1 protein-coding gene is annotated in these 1,749 nt (G+C 31.2%); it reads right to left on the bottom strand.

Features of this window, described 5'->3' with window-relative positions; genetic code table 11:
* Positions 1 to 137: 137 nt before the first annotated feature.
* Positions 138 to 1,079 (bottom strand): ParA family protein, encoded by a 942-nt coding sequence (locus DNK84_RS10035; RefSeq protein WP_162902366.1) that lies wholly within the window; start codon positions 1,077 to 1,079, stop codon positions 138 to 140.
* Between the last annotated feature and the right edge of the window lie 670 nt (positions 1,080 to 1,749).

The following is a 1,749-nucleotide window of genomic DNA, read 5'->3' as shown; positions in this document are numbered from 1 at the left end:
ACCTCTTTTGAATTCTTATTGGATTCATCGTTAGAAGTATTAATTTTTAAAGATTCTAGTAAGTTATTATCCCATGCTCTTATTTTTTTTGTCTTAAAATTTTCTAATTTAGGCATGACATTAGATCCCCAATATTATTACATTTCATCTTTTTTACATAAATCTATAAGTTCATGGCAAAGCAGATCAATATCTTCTTTTGCCGTTGATGGTTTTAAGGAGTCGAAGATGCTTGTTCCTTTTGATATAGAGTTTGGGAACTCTTGACTAGTCCTAATAAAAGATTTGAACAGCTTACTATTAAATTTTTCATCTGATAGAAGAGCTGTTAACACTTGATGAGATAAGTTTGTTCTACCATCAAATTTATTAAGAAGTATCTTAATATTTACATGTATATCATACCTTTCTGATATATTTTTCTTTATCTCATTTAAAGTTATTTGTAAGCCAGAGAGGGAAAACTTTTCAGGATCAGTTGGTAATATAACATAATCAGCACACAAGGTAGCTGCGCAGACAGAAGAACTTAAAGATGGAGGGCAGTCAATAAATATAATGTCGTAATGTTTTTTTAATGGTGATATTCGCTTTTTAAGCTCTCTATCTACAGGAAGACCATTTACTGCAAACAAATTATCCAACAGGGCGTTTTCTATCCTGCTCGGAAGTAAATCTAAGCCTTCATGGATGTTTATAATACAGTCTGAGATGTTAATGTTGTCTTTGATTATATCAAACATCACTGGTTTGTCTTCTGCATCTACACCACATGCTTGTGTAAAGTTTCCTTGTTGATCTAAATCAATCACTAAAACTTCTAATCCATAAGATGCTAATCTAGCAGCTGTTGCAAAAGATAAATTAGTCTTACCAACCCCGCCTTTTAAATTTTGCCACGTGAAGCAGGTTGGAAGTATATCTAGCTTAAATATCTCTTTTGCGGTCTTGTGCCCAAAATACATTTTATTTTGGCTTTTACTTGTCTCTAATTGATTCGTTTTAATGTTTTTATGAATTGCTTGAATTGTAACGCCTAGATACTCAGCAGCATCTGATACTTGCATTTTTGGGTTCATATAAACTTCCATTTTCATCTTGGTTGATGTAATTATAAATTTAACATTGGTTTATATCAACTTTGTTCCCACAAAAAATCAATTTTTTGTTTTTTTACAAGCTATAGTTATGCTCTGGAACTTATGCCTGGGCTATTTATTCAGAATGTTTTATGGGAAAGTGGTGGGTTTTACAGAAGGCTTCAAATTTTTTTATTATAAATATGATTTGGTGTTATTTGGCTATGTACATACAAGATCATCTCATTGATAATATTTTAAAAAGTATACTTTTTTGTATTTTTCTCATTGCTTAAATATTATTGTCTATAAAAATAGTGTATAATTATTTACAGTAAAGTTTTAAATAAAAATAAACGGATTTTGCATGGGAAAGCCATATCAATCACCATATACAATTACATCAAAAATAATTAATCTGGTTTCACAAATCAGCGAGTCGGTAGGCGTTAATTCCATATAGCACTGGTTTGTACTATCAAAGTGATGTTAGCCCTTATTCCATATAGGTTGTAGCCATATATTTTTCAGTCAAATTTAGCAAGAACACTTTCCACAATCCCTTTAATATCAAGGTTTTGAGCGTTTTCACAAAAAACAAAATTTCCAAGCAGACTAATATGTTGCCATGCTACAGGTGAAAGCCGCTTAATTTGCTTCCACACTTTCC

The organism is Facilibium subflavum, from assembly GCF_003574485.1.
GTDB classification, from domain to species: Bacteria; Pseudomonadota; Gammaproteobacteria; order Francisellales; family Francisellaceae; genus Facilibium; species Facilibium subflavum.
The sequence above is the reverse complement of the archived record's forward strand: the minus strand, read 5'-3'. Positions and strand labels throughout refer to the sequence as shown.